General features: G+C 61.3%; 11 protein-coding genes and 3 pseudogenes. 9 read left to right on the top strand and 5 right to left on the bottom strand.

Going from position 1 to position 16,478, the window contains the following annotated elements; all coding sequences use genetic code 11:
* Window positions 1-252: 252 nt before the first annotated feature.
* From RS901_RS36830 to RS901_RS36805, 6 genes are all read left to right on the top strand, one after another.
* A complete protein-coding gene (locus RS901_RS36830) occupies window positions 253-1,197 on the top strand; it encodes a LysR family transcriptional regulator (protein ID WP_316157773.1) in 945 nt (314 codons plus the stop codon).
* Window positions 1,194-2,654, top strand: coding sequence for an aldehyde dehydrogenase family protein (locus RS901_RS36825; RefSeq protein WP_316157772.1), 1,461 nt, complete (start codon window positions 1,194-1,196; stop codon window positions 2,652-2,654). The genes RS901_RS36830 and RS901_RS36825 overlap by 4 nt, the downstream gene beginning before the upstream one ends.
* Window positions 2,655-2,939: 285 nt before the next feature.
* Complete coding sequence (locus tag RS901_RS36820) at window positions 2,940-4,541, top strand: FAD-binding oxidoreductase (protein WP_316157771.1); 1,602 nt, start codon at window positions 2,940-2,942, stop codon at window positions 4,539-4,541.
* Between the two features lie 30 nt (window positions 4,542-4,571).
* Window positions 4,572-5,795, top strand: a complete 1,224-nt coding sequence (locus tag RS901_RS36815; protein ID WP_316157770.1) for a CaiB/BaiF CoA-transferase family protein — start codon at window positions 4,572-4,574, stop codon at window positions 5,793-5,795.
* A gap of 62 nt (window positions 5,796-5,857) precedes the next feature.
* Entirely contained in the window at window positions 5,858-6,841 is a 984-nt protein-coding gene (locus RS901_RS36810; protein ID WP_316157769.1) for a tripartite tricarboxylate transporter substrate binding protein, read from the top strand.
* Between the two features lie 174 nt (window positions 6,842-7,015).
* Window positions 7,016-8,038 (top strand): substrate-binding domain-containing protein, encoded by a 1,023-nt coding sequence (locus RS901_RS36805; RefSeq protein WP_316157768.1) that lies wholly within the window; start codon window positions 7,016-7,018, stop codon window positions 8,036-8,038.
* A gap of 300 nt (window positions 8,039-8,338) precedes the next feature.
* Here the strand turns inward: RS901_RS36805 and RS901_RS36800 are convergent.
* Window positions 8,339-8,797, bottom strand: a pseudogene (locus RS901_RS36800) (pyruvate kinase); the annotation flags it as partial.
* A 527-nt stretch (window positions 8,798-9,324) separates the two neighbouring features.
* Window positions 9,325-10,335, bottom strand: a complete 1,011-nt coding sequence (locus tag RS901_RS36795; RefSeq protein ID WP_316157767.1) for an IS110 family transposase — start codon at window positions 10,333-10,335, stop codon at window positions 9,325-9,327.
* A gap of 208 nt (window positions 10,336-10,543) precedes the next feature.
* Between RS901_RS36795 and RS901_RS36790 the strand changes: the two are divergent.
* Window positions 10,544-10,950 (top strand): annotated as a pseudogene (locus RS901_RS36790) (IS5 family transposase); the annotation flags it as partial.
* On the opposite strand, the gene RS901_RS36785 reads toward RS901_RS36790, so the two are convergent.
* Entirely contained in the window at window positions 10,946-12,295 is a 1,350-nt protein-coding gene (locus RS901_RS36785) for an IS4 family transposase (RefSeq protein WP_425476451.1), read from the bottom strand. The pseudogene RS901_RS36790 and the gene RS901_RS36785 overlap by 5 nt on opposite strands.
* 127 nt (window positions 12,296-12,422) lie before the next feature.
* On the opposite strand from RS901_RS36785, the pseudogene RS901_RS36780 reads away from it, so the two are divergent.
* Window positions 12,423-12,854, top strand: a pseudogene (locus RS901_RS36780) (IS5 family transposase); the annotation flags it as partial.
* A gap of 128 nt (window positions 12,855-12,982) precedes the next feature.
* A complete protein-coding gene (locus RS901_RS36775; protein ID WP_316157767.1) occupies window positions 12,983-13,993 on the top strand; it encodes an IS110 family transposase in 1,011 nt (336 codons plus the stop codon).
* A gap of 281 nt (window positions 13,994-14,274) precedes the next feature.
* Here RS901_RS36775 and RS901_RS36770 read toward each other — a convergent pair whose 3' ends face one another.
* Together RS901_RS36770 and RS901_RS36765 are read right to left on the bottom strand one after the other, a co-directional pair.
* Window positions 14,275-15,249 carry a tripartite tricarboxylate transporter substrate binding protein gene (locus RS901_RS36770; protein WP_316157766.1) on the bottom strand — a complete coding sequence of 325 codons (975 nt, stop codon included), beginning with the start codon at window positions 15,247-15,249 and terminating at the stop codon, window positions 14,275-14,277.
* Window positions 15,250-15,296: 47 nt separating this feature from the next.
* Window positions 15,297-16,448 carry a mandelate racemase/muconate lactonizing enzyme family protein gene (locus tag RS901_RS36765; RefSeq protein ID WP_316157765.1) on the bottom strand — a complete coding sequence of 384 codons (1,152 nt, stop codon included), beginning with the start codon at window positions 16,446-16,448 and terminating at the stop codon, window positions 15,297-15,299.
* Window positions 16,449-16,478: the final 30 nt, after the last annotated feature.

Here is a 16,478-nt window from a genome sequence, read left to right as displayed (position 1 = left end):
GGTCTAATACTGTTTATTGATTCGAAATATCATCGTTACTGATATAAGTATTTGACCTGATGACACGCGGCAAGCGCGCAACGCTAATAGAGAACCCCCGGAAGCGCCCCGCTTTTTATTCCGCTGCCGCGAGGAAATGCACGATGAGCGGCATTTAACGGCATTCTCGCCCCGCGCCGCGAAATCACCGCTTCACATAAATTGATCTCATCTATCACTATTAATGATGCATTAATGCGGCACACCGGGCACATGGACTTAAAGCAAATCCAGTACTTTATTGCGCTGTTCGAGGACGGCTCCGTCACGCGAGCGGCCAAGCGACTGCATATCGTGCAGCCTGCACTGAGCATGCAGATCGCAAAACTCGAAGAAGAGCTGAATCAAAAGCTATTCGAAAGAGGCGCGCACGGCATGTCGCCGACCCCGGCAGGCCGCCAGATGTACGGGCTCTTCCTGCCAATCATGCGCGACATCACGCATGCGCGTGAACAACTGGTGCAACGTGAGGAGATCATTTCCGGCAGTATCACAATCGGCTTGATAGCCTCGATCGCGGAGGGCGCGCTCGCCGAGTCGCTCGCCCGCTTCCGCGCGCGTTACCCGCAAGTGGAGGTGACCGTGGCCGACGGCTACAGCACGACGCTGATCGATTGGGTAGCGGGCGGTCAGTTGGATGTGGCCATCATCAACAAGCCCCGCGCCCAATTGTCCCTTGACTCCCGGCCGCTGCTGGACGAGGAAATGGTGCTGGCAACGAGCGCCGCCCACGGCCCGGATCTGCCCGCCTCGGTCCAGTTGTCCAGTCTTACCCAGGTGGAACTGGTCCTGCCAACCAAACGCCACGGCCTGCGCGGCGTTCTCGACAGCGCGGCGCACCAGTTCGACATGATGCTCACACCGAAATACGAGGTCGACACGCTCGGCACGATCGTCAAGCTGGTCGAGTCGACGAACATGGCGACCATCTTGCCCCGCATAGCGGTACAGCGCGCGGTAGGCCACGGCACATTGCGTGCGCACTCCATCCTCGCCCCTCGTCTTGTCCGGCACATCGTGCGCATCAGTCACCCCCGCCGCCCGCCCAGCACCGCCGCGGAAGCGCTGATCGGCATCATTTCCGGCGAGATCCAGCGCGCGTCGCATGCCGCTGCGTCTTCCGACAGTCCAGACTCGAACAAGGAGAACAACGAATGAACGCGCAACACTGGATTTCCGGCACCTGGTCCGGCGAGCCTTGTGCCGATAGCATCAACCCCGCGGACGGAACCCTGATCGGCAAATTCCCGGACGGCGGGACGACGGAAGCCGGCGCTGCCATCGCCGCCGCGCGGCACGTCTTTGAACGCACGACGTGGGGCCACGATGCCCGCCTGCGGCAGAATGTGCTGCTCGCCTGGGCTGGCGCGCTCGAAGGAGAGCGAGAGGCCTTGGCCCGACTGCTCACCGCCGAAAACGGCAAGCCCATCGCGCAGGCCCGGGGCGAGATCGGCGCCGCCATCTCGGAAGTCCGCTATTACGCCGGGCTGGCGCGGCACATTCCGGGCCACGTGCTGGAGCCGGAGCCCGGCACGATATCGACCATCCTGCGAGAGCCGGCCGGCGTCGCCGCCATCATCGTCCCCTGGAACGCGCCGGCGGTGCTGCTCGTGCGCTCGCTCGCACCAGCGCTCGCCGCCGGCTGCACGGCAGTGGTCAAGGCTGCTGCGCAAACCACGCTATTCACAGCGGCCATGCTGCGCTTGTTCGAGCGGACCGGCCTGCCGGCCGGCGCCGTCAATTTCGTCTGCGAAACGGGCTATGCCGCATCGGACCGCCTGGTGCGTTCGCACGACGTGGATGTGGTGAGCTTTACCGGATCTACCGCGACCGGCAAGAAGATCATGATTGCCGCCGCGGATAGTGTGAAAAAGCTCTCGCTAGAACTCGGCGGGAAATCGTGCTGCCTGGTGTTCGATGACGTCGACACGGAGGCGGTTGCGAAACGGCTAGCGCTAGCGGCCACCATCATCTCGGGCCAGCAATGCACGGCGGCGCGGCGCATACTGGTACACGAGGCCATCGCACCGGAGATGCGCAGGCACTTGACTGCGGCCCTTGCCGCGTTTCGCCTCGGCCCCGGCATCGAGCCAGACACGCAAATCGGCCCGCTGATCGACTACCCGACGCGCGCAGCGATCAGCGCCCTCGTCGAGCGCGCCTGCGACGAGGCTGACTCGGTACTGCTGCGTGGCGCCATGCCAACCGGCGCGCTCGCGCGTGGCGCCTTCCTGAGCCCCACGCTGGTGGAACACAGCGACCCCGATGCCTTCTTCTGCCAAGAGGAGATTTTCGGTCCGTTCGCCACGCTCGAGACCTTCGCGACCGAAGACGAGGCACTGGCAAAAGCCAACAACACCGTCTTCGGCCTGTCCGCCAGCGTGTGGACGCAACAAGGCGAGCGTGCCATGCGGCTTGCGCGGGCCTTGCGAAACGGCACCGTCTGGGTCAACGACCACAACCGCCTGTTCGCCGAAGCGGAGACGGGCGGCTATCGGCAGAGCGGACTTGGACGGCTCCACGGGTACGACGCCTTGGCCGACTTTACCGAGTTGAAGCACATCTGCATCCAGGCGGGCGTGCCGCAAGGAACCAGCAGAGTTTGCGCGGCGTGATTCGCGGCAAGCGGGTTCGCACGTCGACTGCGGATACGACAGCAGCGCGCCCGCCCACCCGTGCCCCTGGCCCTCAATCCCTTGCCCCGCTTCTGCCCATGTCTCCCATCGTCGTCCCGCTTCTGCTGAAATTCACCCTTTCGTCCTTGACATCGTTCTCCCTTCGCCTAGACTGATGTAATCGATTGCATTGCCAGTTTTCCATCCACTCTGAGGCTTTGCAATATTTTTTGCGCTGAAATGTAATCGATTACATTCAACGGAAACCACGAAGGAGACATCGACATGCAGGAACGCCGTCGGAAGTTTTATGGCTGGGGCTACGAAGGGGACACCGTCACGTCGGAGGAAATCTCGGAGTTCGAGGCCGCGTGGAGCCGGCTGCTGGGCGTCGAGCACTTCGAGGCCGTGCCCTTCCCCACCGCGGACGAAATCGAGCTTCGCGCCCCGCGCGTTCAGCCGCCTGCAACGCTGCGCGAGATCTGCACGACCGACCACTATGACCGCCTTTATCACACCTATGGCGCCGGTACGGTGGACGTGGCGCGGGCCATTCGGAAAGAGTTCCCGAATCCGCCAGACGTCGTCGCATACCCCAAGACCGAACAGGAGATCGTGGATCTCTTCGACTGGTGCGGCCGCCAACAGCTCGCCGTCGTTCCCTACGGCGGCGGCTCCAGCGTGGTCGGCGGGGTGAACCCTCCGGAGCACGATCGCTACCGGGGCGTCCTCACACTCGACCTGAAACATTTCGACAAGGTGCTGGAAGTCGACCAGACTTCGCAAGCCGCGCGCATCCAGGCCGGCGTGCTCGGGCCGAGCCTGGAACGTCAACTCAAGCCGACCGGGCTGACCATGCGCTTTTTCCTGCAGGCATGGGAGTTCTCGTCGCTGGGGGGCTGGATCGCGACCCGCGCCGCCGGGCATTTCGCCACCGCATACACGCAGATCGACGACCACATCGAAAGCCTCAAGGTGGTGACTCCCGCGGGCAATATCGAGTCGCGCCGCTTTCCGGTATCGGGCGCGGGCCCTAATCCCGACCGGCTGTTCCTGGGCTCGGAGGGCGCGCTTGGCATCATTACCGAGGCCTGGGTCAAGCTGCACCGCCGCCCGGTCTTCCGCAAACAGGCCACGGTGCGCTTCCGCGATTATGCGCGGGCCGTGGAGGCGACGCGGCTGCTGTCACAGTCGGGCCTGAACCCCGCGAACGCGCGGTTGGTCGAGCGCGAGGAGGCAGCCTACACCGGCTCCAGCGACGGCACCTACGACATCCTCGTGCTGGGCTTCGAGTCGGCGGACCACCCGGTCGATGCGTGGATGGCGCGCGCGCTGGAGATCTGCGCAGCATGCGCCGGCGATTGGGATACCGCTCCGTCAACCAAGGAGGAAGGTGCCGATTCGGCCACGGCAAGCTGGCGCAACAAGTTCCTGCGCGGACCCTATCTGCGCGAGTACGCCATTGCACGCGGCGTCATGCGCGAAACAATGGAAACAGCCGTCACATGGGACCGCTTCGCCGCGCTTCACCAGCACGTCAAGACCGAGACGCATCGCATCATCCGCGAAGTGACGGGCCGCCCCGGCTCGGTGACCTGCCGCTTCACCCACCTGTATCCGGACGGCCCTGCGCCCTACTTCACCTGGTTTGCCTATGGGGACAAGGCCCGTATTCCCGAGCAGTACATGGCGATCAAGCGGGTGGCGGAACAGGCCATGGTGGACGCCGGCGGCACCGTCACGCACCACCACGCGCTCGGACGGGACCATCGGCCCTGGTATGACAAGGAGCGGCCCGAGCTGTTCTGCACCGCGCTGAAGGCAGCAAAGCAAGCGCTCGACCCTAAGCAGATCCTGAATCCCGGCGTACTGTTCGACCCGAGCTGAAGCGCTCTGGCATTCACAGGAGGCAAGACCATGGCAGGACCTTTGGAAGGCATCCGGGTGCTCGACCTGAGCCGCATCCTTGCGGGACCGTGGAGCACCCAATTGCTGTCGGACCTCGGTGCCGACGTGATCAAGGTGGAGCGGCCCGGCAGCGGGGACGATACGCGCGCCTGGGGGCCGCCCTTCCTTGCCCGGGAAGACGGCACCCCGACGGCTGAGTCGGCCTATTTTCTTTGCGCCAATCGTGGTAAGCGCTCGATCACCGTGGACGTCAGCAGCGAGGCGGGACAGGCCGTGCTCCGCGAACTGGCGAAAACGGCCGACGTTTTCGTCGAGAACTATAAATGCGGCGACATGCGGCGCTATGGCCTGGACTACGACACGTTGACGGACCTCAATCCACGCCTGGTCTACTGTTCGATCACCGGCTTCGGGCAGACCGGGCCGTACAGTCACCGGGCCGGCTACGACTTCGTTGTGCAGGCCATGGGCGGGCTCATGAGCATCACCGGCGAGTGCGACGACCTCCCCGGCGGAGGGCCGCAGAAATGCGGCGTACCTATCTCGGACCTGATGACAGGGATGTACGCGTCGGTGGCCATCGTCAGCGCCTTGTTCGAACGGGTCGAGAGCGCGCGCGGCCAGTACATCGACATGAGCCTGCTCGACACGCAGGTCGCGTGGCTTGCGAACCAGGCTTCCAACTACCTGGTAGCGGGTTCCGAGCCACGACGCTGGGGTAACGCCCATCCGAACCTCGCGCCGTACCAGTCGTTCGCGACCAGCAATGGCGCGCTGATCGTTGCAGTTGGCAACGACCGGCAGTTCGGTGCCCTGTGCGCCGCACTGGACCTGGGCGAACTGGCACGCGACGAGCGCTACGCGACCAACGCCGCGCGCCTGAAGCACCGCGAGGGCCTGGTGTGCTTGTTGGCGGACCGATTTCGTGGCCGCGACACGGCAGCCTGGCTGCTCGGACTGGAAGCCGCCGGCGTGCCGTGCGGACCGATCCATTCGATTCCGCAGGCCTTGTCGGATCCGCAAGTGCGTTCGCGCGGCATGGTGTTCTCGCTTCCCCATGGAAGCGGGGCGATCGCGCCGCAGATCGCCAACCCGATCAAGTTTTCCCGCTCCACCGTCGAGTATCGGCGTGCCCCGCCAGTGCTCGGCGAGCATACGGACGACGTCCTGAGCCGCGACCTCGGCTGGTCCGCGGACCGGATTTCGGTATTGCGCAAGGGAGGAGCGATTTGAACTGCAGTTAGCACAAACGCGATCCCGAAGCAGGATCGCATCAGGAGACAGGAGACCCCATCATGCATCGATATCTACGACAAGCGTCCGCCGCCCTGCTTTGCCTGGCAGCGATCTCCGGGTGGCAGCACGCGGCAGCCAAGGACTGGCCCGCCCAGCCGGTCCGCGTGGTCTTGCCCTATCCGCCCGGCGGCGCTTCAGATGTCACCGCCAGGCTGCTGAGCACAAAGCTTAGCCAGGCCTGGGGAGAATCGGTCGTCATCGAGAATCGGCCGGGCGCCAACGGCATCATTGCCAACGAACTCGTGGCGAAATCGGCCGCGGACGGACATACGGTGCTGATGGCCAACCTTGGTCCGAATGCGATCAATCCTGCGGTTTATTCGAAATTGCCTTATGACTCGGTCAAGGATTTCGCGCCCGTGATCCTGGTGACCACGGTTCCGCTGATCATCGTCACGGCAGCGAACTCACCCATCAAGGATCTGAGGCAACTGATCGCCATGGCCAAGGATAAGCCTGGCGAGATCACCTTCGGCTCGGCAGGCAACGGGGCGAGCAACCACCTCGCGGGCGAGCTGCTCAATACCATGGCGGGCGTCAAGATGGCGCATGTCCCTTACAAGGGTGACGCACCCTCCTTGACCGACGTGCTGGGCGGGCAGATCCATGTCGCGCTGCCGACGGCCCCTGCCGGCATGCCGCAGGTCAAAAGCGGCAAGCTACGCGCACTTGCGGTCACCAGCAAGAAGCGGCTCCCCTCCTTGCCGGATGTTCCCACGGTAGACGAAGCACTGGGCATTAACGGCTATGAGGCCGTATCCTGGGGCGGCTTCATGGTGCCGACGGGCACGCCGCCGGCCATCATCACCAAGATGAATGCTGAGTTCAACAAGGCGTTGCAATATCAGGACATCCGGGAGAAGCTGCTGGCTCAGGGCGCCGAGATCGTCGGCGGCACGCCGGAGTCGTTCGACGCCTTCCTTCGCGCCGAACTCGCCAAATGGAAAAAGGTTGCGGACTCTGCGAAGGTGCGGCTCGACTAGCCGCGGCAAGCGCCGGCCGCATTGCCGCGACCGGCGCTTGCATGGCGTTCCTGACCAGCGGACTTGCCCCCAGCGATACAATGCGTCGTCAGGCCGGGCCGCCAAGCCACCCCTGGACAGGCTCATCCTTCACTCCAACCTTGCTCTTTTTTTCGTTTTCGAGGCATGCCGAATATGGTCAACGTGAAACAGGTCGCTCTCCTTGCCGGCGTGTCTTCCGCCACCGTATCGCGCGCGTTGTCGGCACCGGAACTGCTGCGGCCAGAGACCCTGAAGCGCGTGCAGGAAGCGATTGCCAGCCTGGACTATGTGCCCTTTGCCGCTGCCCGAATCCTGCGTTCGGGACGGACCATGTCCATCGGCATCATTGCGCCGACGCTGATGAACGAACTGTACGCAAGAGCCGTGGACACCCTTGAGAAGCAGCTCGAAGCGCTAGGCTATACCGTTGTTCTGACGTGTCATCGCGACAACAGCGAAATCGAGTTGCGCTGTGCGCGGGAACTGCTGGAGCGGCGCGTGGACGGCATCGCCATCATCGGCTCGCAGCACCATCCCGAAGTCTTCTCTCTTATCCATAAGCACAATGTCCCCTATGTGCTGATGTGGGCAACGGATCGCGAAGGCAGCCATCCGACGGTCGGCTACGACAACCGGCTGGCGATGCGGCGCCTGACCGCCTATCTGGTAGGCCTTGGGCACCGCGAATTCGCCGTCCTCCCTGGCCCGCTGAACACCCAGCATCTGTCGGTCCAGCGGCTGGAAGGCGTCAAGGACGTGCTCAGCGAACACGGCATCGCACTGCGCGAGGAGCTGGTCCTGCCCACTCCATATGAGGTCGAGCCGGCCCGCGCCGCAGCGCGCGCCTGTCTGACCAGTCCACATCGGCCTACCGCACTGATCTGCATAAACGACTTCATCGCGGTCGCCGCCATCGCCGAGTGCCGCGCCCTGGGCCGGTCCATTCCGGCCGATATCTCCGTGACCGGTTTCGGGGACTGGCAGGTCGCGGAACTTATCACGCCCACCCTGACAACCATGCGTTCGAACCCCGTGCGTATCGGCGAACTGACCGCGAGGAACATCATTGCGCAGATAGAAGGCACGGCACGGCGGGAAAATCTGCAGGACGAATTCGAGCCGGAGCTGATCGTTCGGGAAAGTGCTGCCGCGGTGAAAATCGTAGCGGCGCCTTAGTCCCGTCCCGGCCAACGCTGGCTATCTTCGCTTCAAGGGCTCGAGGCGCAAACGCAATTCTGCAACGCGCCTCGAATGCCCAATCCCTGCGCTTCCGTGAACTTGGGTCTTCCGCAATTTGTGTGACGAAGGCGAATTCGTGTTGGGGACCTTGCCGTCGTCTTTCCCGCTCCACTACCACCATTCTTCATTCTGATTAACGTGGGCGAGCCCGCCAGCCTCGACCTGGCCGCACGAACTCACGCGCCTGCGATGGCGACTGGACCACCAGGTCCAGTAGTACAAGCAGCCCGGTCATTTAAATGTGACAACCGCAGGTACTCTCAGCAGGCCGGCAACGTGACGTACTGCGTAGCCGATGGCATCGGCAGACTCAGCGCGAGGTGCGGTATGGCTTGCCTGGATCGCATCATGGTAGAGAGCATCCGATTCCGTGCGCGAGATGATGCTATCCATCATGAGTACAGCCTCAACAGGATACTTTCCCGAGGCAGACTCGGCAGAGAGCATCACCGTATCGGCACCGTCGTGGACCGCTGTGGCGACGTCAGCTGCTTCCGCACGCGTCGGTACGGGCGCCGCGATCATGGACTCCAACATCTATGTTGCCACGATTACGGGCTTCCCTGCCCGACGGCATGCGCAAATGATTTGCTTCTGCAGTGAAGGAACTATTTCCGCCGGCATCTCAACGCCGAGGTCACCGCGCGCCACCATCACGGCGTCGGCCTCGACGACGATAGCTTCCAACTGTTGGATAGGGTGCGATGCAGTGGAAGGGGTGGGCACGAGCGACAGCAGCATCAAACATCGAGCGCAATAGCTGACGCGGCTCGTTGAAGCGGTGATTGTTCATAAAGAGTATGGGGTCAACGCTGACCACTGTTGCGCGCTGCCCGCGATGATGGGCTGTGGAAAGCGTCAGGAAGATGGCTGGAGGCAAACGCCCCTGGGGGAGGGCAAGTGTGCGCCCCAACCTGGGAACGCAAACTTGCGAACGGCTTAGAAGCTCTTATGTGGACGCCTCCCGGATTGCAAGCTTGTTTTGCATGTTGGTTGTCAGGTAAGGCAGCACGCGTATGTCCGGCCTGTTTGCGCAGGCCGGTTGAGCCTGCTGGCCCATATGGATTTCGCTGACGAGGGTCTCAGCTAACAATCGAACTCGACAGTTCAACGGTCTAATCAGACCTTCCTCGTCCCGGTCCAACCTGTTTGCCATCATGCAGTTTTGCTTGCGCTCCTTGGTGAAAGGGTTAAGTGAAGCGGAGCCTCATACAGGCGAGCGGCTACAAAGCCGTGCTCGCCTGTTGGTATCGGGTTCCTCGGTATAGGACAGCCCATATCGTGCGGGCAAGCTTGTTCGCCATGGCCGCCACCACGACGTTGAATGGACGTCGCTGCAGCAGACTGTCAAGCCACGGCGATCGTATGCCACGCGTGATCACGGCTCGGGCGCCGTGCATCAGTAACGTTCGCAAATAGGTGTCGCCGCGCTTACTCAATCCGAGTTGTCGGATCTTGCCGCCTGTCCCAACTTGTCGTGGCACCAAACCGAGCCAGGCAGCGAATTCTCGGCCGGAGCGGAAGGTGGCTGGGTTGCCAATGGTAGCGACAGCGGCCGTTGCGGTCAGCAGGCCAACTCCGGGGATCTCGGCGATCCTTTGACATTGCTGATTCTCGCGAAGGGCGATCTTGAGCCGATGCTCCAGGATGGCAATGTCCTTGTCCGTAGCCTGTACGCGGGCCCACTGTTCACGCAAGCTGTCGACAAGAATGGCCGGCAAGTGCTCCGCTGCAATGGCAAGAGCATCCGGAATCGCTTTTGAGAGCGCTTGATAGCCTTCCGGCAATGTCTGGCCGAACTCATGGAGCAGACCGCGTAGCGCGTTGGTCTGCATGATGCGGAATTTCATTAGTTGAGCGCGCAGGCGGTGTAGTGTGAGGATGGCTTGTTGTGCCTCGCTCTTGATGGCCACGAAGCGGGCGTCAGGTTGCTGGACCGCAGTCCAGATCGCCCGCGCGTCGGTGGCATCGGTCTTGTTGCGCAACACGAACGGTCGGACTGACCGTGCGCAGATCAGCCTGACGTCGTGACCAAGCCCCTGCAGTTGCCTAGCCCAGTGGTGCGCGCTGCCACAGGCTTCCATCGCCACCAGGGAAGGCTCGCGTTTCGTAAAGAACTCCAGGAGTTGGCTGCGCTTGAGTTTGATGCGCTCAGTTTCGCCGGTGGCCGAGTTGACTGCATGTAGTTGGAAGACATGCTTGGCGATGTCCATGCCGATTACGGTAAGCTTCATTTGGGATCCTCCCGTTCAGGTGGTTACTCGACATTTCCACTCTGGCACAACGATGCCGTGGCGGCGAGGATCCCCTTATTCCAACGTCATGGGGAACCCCCGTTGCCGGGGGGAGGCGTCCATACCATCTAACAAAATGAGTTTACGGGGGCTGTTAACCCCAAGTGATTTTTGTTAACCTTTGCGCAGTCATCGCTGCGCAAAGGACATGGCAAAACCAATACTCGACGACGAACTGTGGGCAATCATCCAGCCACTGCTGCCGCCACCGAAGCCTCGGCGCGCCCGCTATCCCGGGCGCAAGCCGCTGGACGATCGTGCCGTGCTCACGGGCATCCTGTTCGTTCTGCAATCCGGCATCCCTTGGGAAATGCTGCCGCAGGAAATGGGCTGCGGCTCAGGCATGAGTTGCTGGCGACGCCTACATGCCTGGCAGAAGGCTGGCGTCTGGGACCGTCTGCACGAGGTACTTCCGGCCAAGCTTCGTGCGGCCAATCGCATCGACTGGTCTCGTGTAGTCGTCGATTCCTCTTCTATCCGGGCAGTGGGGTCGGGTCAAAAACAGGACCTAACCCCACAGATCGCGCGCGACCAGGTTCAAAGCATGCGGTTATACACAATTGTCCCCATCATCGACGACTCGTAATCCTCGCAAAGTCTTCGCAGCGACATGAACTTCTTTCAGGCCAAGCCAAATCGTCTTCACGCCGGGCTCCCCATCGCTCTTCCGGCCGAGGAAGCCGCCAAGGCGTGCAATCAGGCGAAGCACTTCATTCAGCGTTGGCTTAGCAGGCTGTTTGACACGGGTCAGCAGATAGGCGCCGCGTATTTCATCCGGGTCGAAGAACAAGTCAGCGTCCAGGTCCGGGCAAGTGCGTCCGAGCCGCATCAGATGCGCTATGCGCCAAGCGACGACCATGAACAGTGCCAAAGCGCGCTCAAGGCGTTCTATCGCCGACAACTGGAGCGCTTCAACGCGACAGGCGTTCTTCAGGATGTTGAACAGCGTCTCTATCTCCCAGCGCGCGCGGTACCAGTCAATAAGCTCAATCGCATCGTCCAGACTAGCTGCGCTGCGATTTGTCAGGAGGCGCCACTCGATTGGCTTGACGCCGGCAGGCGCATCAAACTCGCGTGCGACGATGCTCGTCGCCGCGACCGTCTTGCCCTTACCTGCTGGCAGATCAACCCGTTGCACCCAGAGTTGCTGACGCACGGTGCGGGCCTTGACGCCATGGCGCGATCCCATCGTGAAAGCGATCTCGCCAATAGGCTTGCCGCTGATGGTGCGCTGCCACAGCTTCTCGCCATCCGGCAGGCAGCGATTGTGGGCCGCACGTATGAGCCAGTCGGCGGGCGTACCGAGTTCTTGAGCATGCAGCATCAACGCCATCAAGTCGGCTTCGCGGTCTGCGACATAGACCAAGCGCGTGCTGGGGAGCTCCAGGGCCATTTCAGCGATGCGCTCGTAACCTTCAATCCAACGCAAGCTTTCCTTTGGCCCACCGCGTTTGCCGAATTTATCCCGCTTCTCACGCGCCCACATCCACGCGTCCAGCACACCAAGCGGTTCGCGTTGCGGCGTGACGGCGTAGGTCGGATGGAGATACATACCCCGCTGCGCCTCATAGCTCAGCGGCCCCAGACCGATAGCCCCTTGACCGTTAAAATCAAGTTCCGTCGTATCCTGAAGACACAGCACGACGGGTTCAGCCCCCATTCTCTGCCGGGTCTGCTGCCAGTGCGGCGCCAGAATATCGCGCCAGTCAACGCTGTCGTTGCCAAAGAAGCGATACGCTCCCATGGTCTCGCTCCAGCCGTGGCAAGCCTTCGGTACGCTGGCCATCGGATCGGCCGCAAATCGCTCCATCAACATCCTCGCTCGCTTGTCGAGGCGCGCATCACCGAGATCCAGGTGGGCAAACTCAGTCGCTGCCCAGTGTGTCGATTCAATCGTCAACGCGTCACCCAAAATGCGACAGTAAACGCGAGACTTAGAGAGTTTACAAGGGGCGCTTCAACTCGTTGAAAGTAAACGCTTTTCCCGGGCGCTCTGGTCGCTTTGGAAGGTCAGAGATGTGTAAAACCGCATGGGTTCAAAGCACCACGTCCTGACCGACGCCCAAGGCATTCCGCTGTCGCTGATACTCACGGGCGCCAACCGCAACGACATTACCCAACTGCTGCCACTGATCGAGGCGATTCCCCCGATCCGCGGCAAGCGGGGTCGCCCCTTGTCCAAACCGCACATCGTTCAGGGTGATCGCGGCTACGACCACGACAAGTACCGCAAGCCCCTGCACGCCGTCGGCATCGCCACCGAGATTGCTCGTCGCGGCGAGCCTCACGGCAGCGGTCTTGGCAAGACGCGTTGGGTTGTCGAGCGAACGATCGCGTGGCTGCACAACTTCAAGCGATTGCGAGTCCGCTTCGAGCGCCTCGCAATCATTCACGAAGCCTTCCTGAAAATGGCTGGTTGCATCATCTGCTGGCGCCATCTCAGGAAATCATTTTGTTAGATGGTATGGACGCCTCCCCCCGGCAACGGGGGTTCCCCATGACGTTGGAATAAGGGGATCCTCGCCGCCACGGCATCGTTGTGCCAGAGTGGAAATGTCGAGTAACCACCTGAACGGGAGGATCCCAAATGAAGCTTACCGTAATCGGCATGGACATCGCCAAGCATGTCTTCCAACTACATGCAGTCAACTCGGCCACCGGCGAAACTGAGCGCATCAAACTCAAGCGCAGCCAACTCCTGGAGTTCTTTACGAAACGCGAGCCTTCCCTGGTGGCGATGGAAGCCTGTGGCAGCGCGCACCACTGGGCTAGGCAACTGCAGGGGCTTGGTCACGACGTCAGGCTGATCTGCGCACGGTCAGTCCGACCGTTCGTGTTGCGCAACAAGACCGATGCCACCGACGCGCGGGCGATCTGGACTGCGGTCCAGCAACCTGACGCCCGCTTCGTGGCCATCAAGAGCGAGGCACAACAAGCCATCCTCACACTACACCGCCTGCGCGCTCAACTAATGAAATTCCGCATCATGCAGACCAACGCGCTACGCGGTCTGCTCCATGAGTTCGGCCAGACATTGCCGGAAGGCTATCAAGCGCTCTCAAAAGCGATTCCGGATGCTCTTGCCATTGCAGCGGAGCACTTGCCGGCCATTCTTGTCGACAGCTTGCGTGAACAGTGGGCCCGCGTACAGGCTACGGACAAGGACATTGCCATCCTGGAGCATCGGCTCAAGATCGCCCTTCGCGAGAATCAGCAATGTCAAAGGATCGCCGAGATCCCCGGAGTTGGCCTGCTGACCGCAACGGCCGCTGTCGCTACCATTGGCAACCCAGCCACCTTCCGCTCCGGCCGAGAATTCGCTGCCTGGCTCGGTTTGGTGCCACGACAAGTTGGGACAGGCGGCAAGATCCGACAACTCGGATTGAGTAAGCGCGGCGACACCTATTTGCGAACGTTACTGATGCACGGCGCCCGAGCCGTGATCACGCGTGGCATACGATCGCCGTGGCTTGACAGTCTGCTGCAGCGACGTCCATTCAACGTCGTGGTGGCGGCCATGGCGAACAAGCTTGCCCGCACGATATGGGCTGTCCTATACCGAGGAACCCGATACCAACAGGCGAGCACGGCTTTGTAGCCGCTCGCCTGTATGAGGCTCCGCTTCACTTAACCCTTTCACCAAGGAGCGCAAGCAAAACTGCATGATGGCAAACAGGTTGGACCGGGACGAGGAAGGTCTGATTAGACCGTTGAACTGTCGAGTTCGATTGTTAGCTGAGACCCTCGTCAGCGAAATCCATATGGGCCAGCAGGCTCAACCGGCCTGCGCAAACAGGCCGGACATACGCGTGCTGCCTTACCTGACAACCAACATGCAAAACAAGCTTGCAATCCGGGAGGCGTCCACATAAGGGCTTCTTATTGCTTGGTAAAGATCTTCGGCGCCACGGTATTGAAGGTGTTCTGGATGGCTACCGCCTGCTTTTGGAGGTCGTCGCCCCGGACATCGGCCACCTTCATGCCAAATTCCTTGGCAAACGCCTTATAGGAATCGCTGGCAATGGCCTTGGCGAACAGCTCCTGCAATTGCTGCGCGCGCTCAGGAGAAATGCCCTTTGGCGCAACGAGATAGGACATCTGCTCCAGCGGACCGTACGGGAACACGTCGATCTTCTTTTCGGCAAATGTTGGGACGTTCGGCAGAATCGCCACGCGTTCCGTCGAGAAAACGCCAATCGGCTTGATCAGATCGCCCTTGATCTGCGCCATCACCTCCGAAGGCTTCAGTACGCCGGCATCGATTTGCTTTCCTGCGAGATCGGTCAGTACTTTCGATCCACCGGTGTAGGGCACATTGACAAAATCTACGTTCGCCGCACGCCCCAGCATTGCTGCCAACGTGTGGTTCACATTGTTGTTGCCGGGCGTGCCGATCGACACCGCGCCCGGCTTCTTCTTGAGCAGCGCGACAAAGTCTTCGATGCTGTTGACAGGGCTGGCCTTCGGCACCACCAGGACAAGTTGCTCCACGGTCGTCTGGTTCAGGGCCTTGTACTGGTCGATTCGCAGCTTCGTGTCATTCTGCGCGACGATGCCCATCAAAGACGAGGTGGCGAGGCCGACCGTATAGCCGTCGGGTTGGGCGTTCGCCACCTTGGTCAGCCCGATAATGCTGGTGCCACCGGGGACGTTCTCGACTACCACGGTCACACCCGACTTACCCAGAATCTCGGACAGCTTTCGCGCAGTCAGGTCGACGGAACCGCCGGCGTTCCAGGGAACGATAAGGGAAATGGGCTTGGACGGAAACGCCGCATCCTTGGCGTTTGCAGTGAAGCTGGCGAGTGTGGCCAACGCCATGACCGCCCCGGCGGCAATGCGAAACAACTTCATGACTGTGTCTCCTCTAGTAATGTGCACAGCAAAAACATCTGTTCGGATCAGAACTTCACGATGTAGCCAGGGCCATCGATGAACGCAAATCTTTCAAATACGGATTCATCGACCTCCAGGCCAAGGCCCGGCTTTTCCAGGGGCTTCACGCAGCCGGAAGCATCCGTCTCAAAACCTGGACCGAACATGTCGCGGAATGGGTTGTAGTGCGACACACAAGCCTCGAAGTACCCGGGGTTATCGACCGCGGCAAGGTAGTGAACGCAGGCGGCGTGATTGATGCCGGTGGCAGAACTGTGCGGGTGTACCTTATAGCCCCACGCAGACACCATTCCGGCAATGCGCATGGCTTCGGTGAGCCCACCAGTTTTCGAAAGGTCCGGTTGGAAGACTTGCACAGCGCCCTCGTCGAGAAGCTGAGCAAATGCATAGCGCGTGTAGTGGTTCTCGCCGGCGGCCAGAGGCACCCGCGTGCTGAACGACGCTGCGGCCCGATACGCACCAAAGTTGTCACATGCGAACGGCTCTTCGAGCCAACCCGCCCGGATGTCCTCGAGGACAGGCATCAAGCGACGCACCTCGTCCAATGAATATGAGGCATTCACATCAGTCAAGATGTCGATGTTGTCGCCGACGCGCGAGCGGACATGAGTGAGTCGGGCCAAATCGTTGGCAACGCCGTCGCCAAGACGTAGCTTGATGGCACGATATCCCGCGTCGATGTATTGCTGCGCCTCATCGGCCAGCGATTCCGGTGCCTGGTAACCCAGCGCGATTCCGCCTGCGTACGCTGGAATCGCCTTGTTGCTGCCACCCAGCAGCTTATAGAGCGGCTGGTTGCAAAGTTTGCCTCGCACATCCCACAGCGCCATGTCGATACCGGACAGCGCGAGCGAAGCTGCGGCGCCGGTACCATGACTGGCGAGTTGCATCTTGTGGACTCGGCTCCAGACGCCATTAGTATCAAAGGCATCCATCCCGACGACTAGCGGCGCAACCGTGTTGGCGATCAGGCTCGTGATGGCGCCCGGGCTGCGGCCAGGATGCGCCTCACCGTACCCGACAACACCGCACTCGGTCTCTACGCGGATAATGATCGTGTCGCGCTTGATGGTGCTGCCGATGCCGAGCGTGACGGTCTTACCTTCAGGCAAGCGAAACGACAGGGGAATGGCCTTTACCGATCGAATTTTTGACATGCTTAAGGACTTCCTTGCAAGGTAACGTGA

The sequence above is a fragment of the Cupriavidus sp. BIC8F genome (assembly GCF_032465815.1).
Classification (GTDB): Bacteria; Pseudomonadota; Gammaproteobacteria; order Burkholderiales; family Burkholderiaceae; genus Cupriavidus; species Cupriavidus necator.
Note: the sequence above shows the minus strand (reverse complement) of the source record. Positions and strands in the feature narration are given on the sequence as shown.

Excerpts from the sequence above, each read along its gene's own strand:
- RS901_RS36765 (WP_316157765.1), bottom strand. The coding sequence starts at position 16,448 with ATGTCAAAAATTCGATCGGTAAAGGCCATTCCCCTGTCGTTTCGCTTG.
- RS901_RS36830 (WP_316157773.1), top strand. The coding sequence starts at position 253 with ATGGACTTAAAGCAAATCCAGTACTTTATTGCGCTGTTCGAGGACGGC.
- RS901_RS36770 (WP_316157766.1), bottom strand. The coding sequence starts at position 15,249 with ATGAAGTTGTTTCGCATTGCCGCCGGGGCGGTCATGGCGTTGGCCACA.
- RS901_RS36815 (WP_316157770.1), top strand. The coding sequence starts at position 4,572 with ATGGCAGGACCTTTGGAAGGCATCCGGGTGCTCGACCTGAGCCGCATC.
- RS901_RS36820 (WP_316157771.1), top strand. The coding sequence starts at position 2,940 with ATGCAGGAACGCCGTCGGAAGTTTTATGGCTGGGGCTACGAAGGGGAC.
- RS901_RS36795 (WP_316157767.1), bottom strand. The coding sequence starts at position 10,335 with ATGAAGCTTACCGTAATCGGCATGGACATCGCCAAGCATGTCTTCCAA.
- RS901_RS36825 (WP_316157772.1), top strand. The coding sequence starts at position 1,194 with ATGAACGCGCAACACTGGATTTCCGGCACCTGGTCCGGCGAGCCTTGT.
- RS901_RS36805 (WP_316157768.1), top strand. The coding sequence starts at position 7,016 with ATGGTCAACGTGAAACAGGTCGCTCTCCTTGCCGGCGTGTCTTCCGCC.
- RS901_RS36775 (WP_316157767.1), top strand. The coding sequence starts at position 12,983 with ATGAAGCTTACCGTAATCGGCATGGACATCGCCAAGCATGTCTTCCAA.
- RS901_RS36810 (WP_316157769.1), top strand. The coding sequence starts at position 5,858 with ATGCATCGATATCTACGACAAGCGTCCGCCGCCCTGCTTTGCCTGGCA.